This window comes from Streptomyces sp. SID3343, from assembly GCF_009865215.1.
In the GTDB taxonomy this organism is placed as follows: Bacteria; Actinomycetota; Actinomycetes; order Streptomycetales; family Streptomycetaceae; genus Embleya.
Window position 1 is genome coordinate 1 of sequence record NZ_WWJX01000149.1, and the last position, 6,231, is coordinate 6,231.

7 protein-coding genes and 1 pseudogene are annotated in these 6,231 nt (G+C 70.3%); 3 read left to right on the top strand and 5 right to left on the bottom strand.

The features are described from left to right. Window positions 1–204: 204 nt before the first annotated feature. A complete protein-coding gene (locus GT354_RS56350; RefSeq protein ID WP_161354986.1) occupies window positions 205–693 on the top strand; it encodes a YcxB family protein in 489 nt (162 codons plus the stop codon). Window positions 694–906: 213 nt separating this feature from the next. Here GT354_RS56350 and GT354_RS05200 read toward each other — a convergent pair whose 3' ends face one another. Continuing rightward, window positions 907–2,541, bottom strand: a complete 1,635-nt coding sequence (locus GT354_RS05200; RefSeq protein WP_161354987.1) for an MFS transporter — start codon at window positions 2,539–2,541, stop codon at window positions 907–909. Between the two features lie 198 nt (window positions 2,542–2,739). Between GT354_RS05200 and GT354_RS05205 the strand changes: the two genes are divergently transcribed. Beyond that, on the top strand, window positions 2,740–2,943 hold the full coding sequence (locus tag GT354_RS05205; RefSeq protein WP_161354988.1) for a hypothetical protein: 204 nt from the start codon (window positions 2,740–2,742) through the stop codon (window positions 2,941–2,943). A 145-nt stretch (window positions 2,944–3,088) separates the two neighbouring features. Here GT354_RS05205 and GT354_RS05210 read toward each other — a convergent pair whose 3' ends face one another. The 3 genes from GT354_RS05210 to GT354_RS05220 form a co-directional block, all read right to left on the bottom strand. Further along, window positions 3,089–3,379 (bottom strand): MFS transporter, encoded by a 291-nt coding sequence (locus tag GT354_RS05210; RefSeq protein ID WP_161354989.1) that lies wholly within the window; start codon window positions 3,377–3,379, stop codon window positions 3,089–3,091. Between the two features lie 96 nt (window positions 3,380–3,475). Beyond that, window positions 3,476–3,994: a nuclear transport factor 2 family protein gene (locus GT354_RS05215; protein WP_161354990.1), complete on the bottom strand. Its 519-nt coding sequence runs from the start codon at window positions 3,992–3,994 to the stop codon at window positions 3,476–3,478. A 14-nt stretch (window positions 3,995–4,008) separates the two neighbouring features. After that, window positions 4,009–4,767 (bottom strand): nuclear transport factor 2 family protein, encoded by a 759-nt coding sequence (locus GT354_RS05220; protein ID WP_161354991.1) that lies wholly within the window; start codon window positions 4,765–4,767, stop codon window positions 4,009–4,011. A 276-nt stretch (window positions 4,768–5,043) separates the two neighbouring features. On the opposite strand from GT354_RS05220, the gene GT354_RS05225 reads away from it, so the two are divergent. After that, window positions 5,044–5,466: a hypothetical protein gene (locus tag GT354_RS05225; RefSeq protein WP_161354992.1), complete on the top strand. Its 423-nt coding sequence runs from the start codon at window positions 5,044–5,046 to the stop codon at window positions 5,464–5,466. A gap of 25 nt (window positions 5,467–5,491) precedes the next feature. On the opposite strand, the pseudogene GT354_RS05230 reads toward GT354_RS05225, so the two are convergent. Then, window positions 5,492–6,231: pseudogene (locus GT354_RS05230) on the bottom strand (hypothetical protein); the annotation flags it as partial.

Consider the following 6,231-nt stretch of genomic DNA (forward strand, 5'->3'; position numbering starts at 1 on the left):
ATCCGCACGAGCGGTCGCCGTGGGGCCCGCAACCACCCGTCGACGCGGTCCCCGGCCCGCCCGGTCCGCCGACCTGGTACGCCGAGCCCGGTGCGACACCGCAGCCCCCACCGGTCGAGCCCGAGACGCCCAAGGAGGGCTAGCCGTTCGCTCGGAGGGTCCGGCGCTCACCGGGCGTTCCGAGCCGCGTGCGACCATGGCCGGGTGCATATCTCGACCACCTATGTCCCCACCGAGGCCGATGTCGCGGAGGGCGTGATCGCGTTCCGTCGGGGTCTGTTCCGCGGGCTGATCGTCGCCGGAGCGGTGTTGTGCGCGTCGGGCATCGCGTTCGTGACGGCCGCGCTGCTCTCCGGTGACCCGATCCTGTGGCCGCTCGCGTTCCTGGGCTTCGGCCTCGCGATGCTCGCGCTGCGGTTCTGGGCCCCGATCCAGGCCGCTCGGCAGAACAAGCACATGCACGGTGAGCCGTGCGAGGTCACGCTGACCGACGAGTCGTTCGTGACCACGCTCGGCGGCAGCCGCAGTGAGACCCCGTGGGACACGTTTCGCAAGATTCGCCGGGTGGACACCCAGTGGATCTTCGAGTTCGGTCCCACCCAGGCGGTCACGATTCCGCGCCGGATCTTTTCGGACCGGGAAAATTCCGAACTGGAAACGTTTATCCACAGCCGGAGCCGGGCAGCACGGTGATCTTCCACAAGGAAGATCCACATCCTGTGGAAAACCTGTGGGGAAACCTGTGGGAAAAGTCTTGCGGCATATCGCGCGGGGCTCGAAATGGCCGATAACGCCGTGAATACGCCCTGATGAGGCTCATCCATCCGTCTCTCCCTTTGCGTGGCCGCATCAGGCTTTCGCCCGGTTCGCATTCCCGGTATTACCGATACATCCTCGAATACCCGATCATCCCGTCTTCTCCATAACCATCCGTGTGACGCCCTCGCCCTCGCCCCCTGCGCCGCCCTCCGCGTGGTCGCCACCGCCCGGCGCGGCCTCGGGAACCCGCACCGCGGGGATGGGCACCTCGGGAATGGGCACCGCACGCAGCGACCACGCCGCGGCGATCGCCGCCAAGGCCAGGATCACCGCGCCGCCCACCGCGGCGTGGTGCATGCCGTGCGAGAAGGCGGCCTGCGCCGTGACGAGCAGCCGGTCACCGACGGGCCCGGGGAGATCCGCGGCGGCGGCACTCGCGGCCGCCAACGTGTCGTTCGCGCCGTGCACCGCGTCGGCCGGTACTCCGTCGAGGGACGCGGCCGTCATGTCCCGGCGATAGACCGCGTCGGCGACGCTGCCCAGGACGGCGATGCCCAGCGCCCCGCCCAACTCGCTGCCGGTCTCCGAGGTCGCCCCCGCCACGCTGGCCCGCTCCGGCGGCGCCGCGCCCAGGATCAGCTCGGCGGTCAACGTCGTGGCCACGAGTACACCGGCCGCCACCAGACCCGCACCGACCAGCACCAGGACCAACGGCGAGTCGGGCCGCGCCCGACTCATCACCACGAACCCGCAGACCGAGACGAACAAGCCGCCGCCGATCAGGAAGGCGGGCCGGATCCGGCGGGCGAGCAGACCGGAGACGGTGAGCGCGACCATGATCCCGGGCATCACCGCGAGCGACCACAGCGCCGCCTCCAGCGGGCGCATCCCCAGCACGAGTTGCAGGTACTGCGTGTTGAACAACGCGGAGCCGAACATCGCGACGGCCGCGACGACGTTGACCGCGATCGACGCGCCGTAGGCTCGGTCGCGGAACAGCGACAGGTCCAGGAGCGGCTCGGCGGCGGTGCGCTGTCGGCGGACGAAGACCCCGCCGACGGTCAGGCCGACCGCGATGCTCGCGAGGTACCCCACGTGCACGCCCTCGGCCGCCGTCTCCTTGATCCCGTAGATCACCGCGAGCACCGCCACCAGCGAGAGCGCCGCACTGACGAGGTCGATCCGGCCGGCCTCGGCGTCCTTGGACTCGGGAAGCAGGAACGGGCCGATCGCGAGCAGCAGCACCATCGCGGGCACGTTGAGCAAGAACGCGGAGCCCCACCAGAAGTGGTCGAGCAGCAGGCCGCCGGCGACCGGGCCGAGCGTGGCGCCCGCGGTCATCGCCGCAGTCCAGACGGCGATCGCGGTCCGCCGCTGGACGGGGTCGTGGAACATGTTGCGGACCAGGGCCAGAGTCGAGGGCATCAGCGTCGCCCCGGCCACACCGAGCAGGGCGCGGGCCGCGATCAACATCTCGGCACTGGGCGAGAACGCCGCCACCACCGACGCGAGACCGAACGCCGCGGCCCCGATCAGCAGCAGCTTGCGCCGCCCGATCCGGTCCCCGAGCGCACCCATCGGGATCAACAGGCCGGCGAGCAGAAAGCCGTAGATGTCCATCGTCCACAACTGCTGCGGCGCGCTCGGTTCGAGTTCCTCGCCGATGAACGGAATCGCGAAGTACAGCACGCCCATGTCCATGGACACGAGCAGAAGCGGAAGAAGGAGGACGGTGAGCCCGATCCATTCCCTGCGGCCGGCCTTGCCTGCGGTGGAAGTCATGGCAGGACGATACAAGCGTCTAAGACGCTTGTCTATGACGCTCGTATAAGACAGTCGTTCACATCGGCGGACGAGGCGGCTGCCCCCGTGGCCCGGCGGAGCCCGGCCGGCCGTGGGGGCAGGCGAGGATCGAAAGGCCGGGAACGGGTACTCGGGTTCTGCGCGGGGGCAACCAGGATCGACAGCGAAGGCGGCGGCATGAGCGACGAACGAATTCCGCGCGATCAGCTCCCCGAGGGAGACCGACCCCGGATGGACCTGCGCAGCGGCGCCGAGACCCCCGTCGACCCCGAGGACCTGGTGCTCGCCGAGGGCAAGGACCTCACCGAGGCGAACGTCGCGGCGGCCCGCAAGCGCCTCGAGGAAGAAGGTCCGAAAGCAGTGGAACGCGTCGTTCCCTAGCGGTCTTGCCCACGCGGGTTGGCGCGTCGTCCCCTGGCGCGTCGTTCGCCGAGCGCGTCGTTCGCGGCGACCCCACCGACGCCGACAGGCGCGGCCCCGATCCGGGGCCGCGCCTGTTCGCCGTTCCGCGTCGGCGGGGCACTTCTCAGCGGGACGAGCGGCGCCTCGGGCGCATCTGTACCGGACGAACCTCGTAGACGCCCTTGTCACGGGCCCGTTGTTCCTCCGCCACCTGCAGGGCGATCAGGATCTCCAGGGCGCTCCAGGCCATCCCCAGCATCCCCAGGCCCACGAACAGCATCGCCCACACCCAGAACCACGTGTGGGCCCAGACGCCGAGCAGCGCGACCATCGCCGCGACGATCGTGAGGGCCAACATCACGCCGGTTCGCGCCGCGGCGTCGCGTGCGCCGTCGGGAAGCCTCTCGCGAGCCATGGCCGCCCCCTCCCGCTCCCGCGTCACCGGATGACTTCCGCCTGCCCCGTGTGGGCCGCGGGAACCGGATCGGCCCGCACCGGCACCGCGCCCGTACTAGCTTCCCGGTCGGGACGCGTCTCGGAACTCCCGCCAGGTCTCCCAGATCGCGGGTACCGTACCCGACCCGTAGGAACGCTCCGGCCAGTTCGCCGGCGGCAGCCCCGCGGGGTTCGCGCCGACGTTCGCGCCGTACCACAGGTCGTGCCGGCGGCGGGCGAAGTACCAGGCACCGTCGCGGCGTTCGTACACGTCGCGGTACAGGATCGCCTGGTGCAACCAGCGCGGCCCCTCCTGGATCTCGGCCTTGCAGTACACGTGCCCCGTCGCGTGGTCGGCATCGAGCAGGTCGATCACGTGCGTGCCGACGTTGAGGATGGTCACTCCCAGCGGCGCCAACTGGGCCACGAAGGACTCGCGCATGGCGGCGCGTCCGGACAGCTCGCGAGTGACCCGCACGTCCGGCACGAAAAGGCCGCACAGCGTGTCCAGATCGCGACTGTCCAGGGCCAGCGCGTAGCCCGCGACGAGGCGGCGGATCTCTTCATAGGCCAACAGGCGTTGTACGTCGTCCATGGTCTGACACCTTGTCAGGTGGTCAGGCCGCGAATCTCCCGCGGGTTGTACACGACCTCCAAATAGCCCCAACGGCCCTCCCCGCCGTAGTGCAGCAGCAGGTTGACGTCCACCCCGCCGGTGGACGCCTCGGCGCGCAGCAGCGCCGAGACGCGGTTGCCCTCGACGATCCGCAGCCGCACGTCGTAGCGGGTGAACGGAGTGCGCTTGACGCCGTCCTGGATCCACGCGCTCAGCGCGTGTCGGCCCTCCATGAAACCGCTCACATGGTCGCGCACGCGTACCTCGTCGGTGAACGCCGCCGCCACCGGCGCCCATTCGCCGCTCGCCGCCGCCGACGCGAGCCGCGACGCGAAGTCGCCGAACGCGCGCTCGACCTCTTGGCGGGCGGTGGTGCTCGGGAGCGGCTCCGGCGCCCAACCGACGATTCCGCGCAGGTCCCGACCGCCGGTCGAGTCCGTGCCGCCGCCCGCCGCGCGCCAGCGCGCGAGCATCGCGTCGGCCTCGTCGCCGTTGCGGAATTCACCGATGCGCCGGAGGTCGTCGCCCCGGCGGCGCAGAATCTCGGTGCCGGGCTGGGTGTAGCGGGTCGTACCGCCCGTCGGATCCGGCAGGTTGTGCCACACGTACCTGCACACCAGGTCGCCGTCGGTCATCGTCCACTCGACGAATCGCCGTACGTGCGAGCCGAGGTCGCCCGCCGACCGCCCGTCGGGCTCGTCCGGTACCTGTCGCGCGAGTGCCGCCGCCGCCTCGTTCCGGCTGCCGCCCATGGTGCCTCCCCGCGTTGTCCGGCGAGCGTGGCGCACGAAGAAATCCGGGCGCTGTCCGCCGCCTTCGGTGCGCGTGATCCTGCCCGCGCGCCGCCGGGAAGTCCAGAGCCCGGGTGATCGCCGAAACGGAACCGTCGCCGGCTGGTATACGTATTACCGATCGCAACAAGCCAGACAAGCTCGACCCGGCGACAGGACGACCGCACCGACACCCGCTGTCGCGGGCGCGGTGCCGACGGGTCGAGCGCGACACGAACAGAAGCGGAGGGGACGCGAGTGATCCGGTACAGGGTCCGGGTGGACTTCTACCAGGACGTCCCGCCGGACCGTCCCCCGACGGGGTACGTGGGCTCGCTGCTCTCGGGAGACTTCGCGGGACCGGCACTGCCGCGCGGTGGCGACTCGATCTCGGCGATCCCCCTCGGCGGGGCACACATAGGGCCGTGGACGGGCGGGCCGTACATGATGGTCCACCGGGTCGAGCACCACCCCGTTCCGGTGGACGGCGAGGGACACATAGTGGAGTGGTGGGAGCAGTATCCCCAACCCTCCGTGCACGTGGTCGTCAACGCCGAGTGGCCGGACACCGAGGAGTCCGAGCACGAGTTGATGAACCTGTACGAGGAGCAGAGCTGGAGTTCGTTCCCCGCCGGACCGGAGAACCCGTTCCTGCCGGTGACTGCGGCAGCGGACTTCTAGGACCGCCGCCGCCGGACACGGTGGGCTACTTCTTCGGTTTCGTGTAGCCCGCCGTGTCCACACTGGCGAGGAGCTGGTTGATCGCTCCGTCGTAGGACCGGGCCAGGCCGGCGGTACTGAACGAGATCATCGAATCCGGCAGCCACCACAGCTGCGGCTCGAACTTCGCGCCGCCCGCGCAGGTCACCGTGTAGTGCACGTAGTTGTACGTCAGGTCGGCCTTCTTCGTGCCCGGTTTCGGGTTGGTCATGGCGTCTTTCTTGCTGCTGGGCTGCGCTTTGTCGTTCGGCGCGGTCACGCAGGCCGGTTCGGCTCCGAGCGTCCACCCGACCGGGTCGGTGAGGTCGACCTTGCGGCTCGCGGTCTTACCGACCCAGATCCGCAGTCCGCCCTGCAGACACGTCGTGCGCTTCTCGGCCGGCAGGTCGCTGGGCACCACGCACACCTCGGTGTCGTTGACCTGTTGCATCTCCCAGCCGTTCGGCACCGAGAACTTGACGCCCTTGACGTCCTTGGAGAACGGGCCCTTCTGACCGCTCACTGCGACCGGTTGGACCACTGTGGGCGTCGGCTCGGTCTCGTCCTCCTTGTCCCCGCCGCCGCTGCTCATCGCGTACGCCGCGATTCCGCCGATCGCCAGCACCGCCACCACCGAGCCGGCGATGACGCCGATCCGCTTGCGGTTGGGTCCGCCGCCGCCCTGGTGCTCGCGCGCCGCGGCGCGACCGGTCGGCGGGGGCGTGAACGACCCGCTGGGCGGCGCCT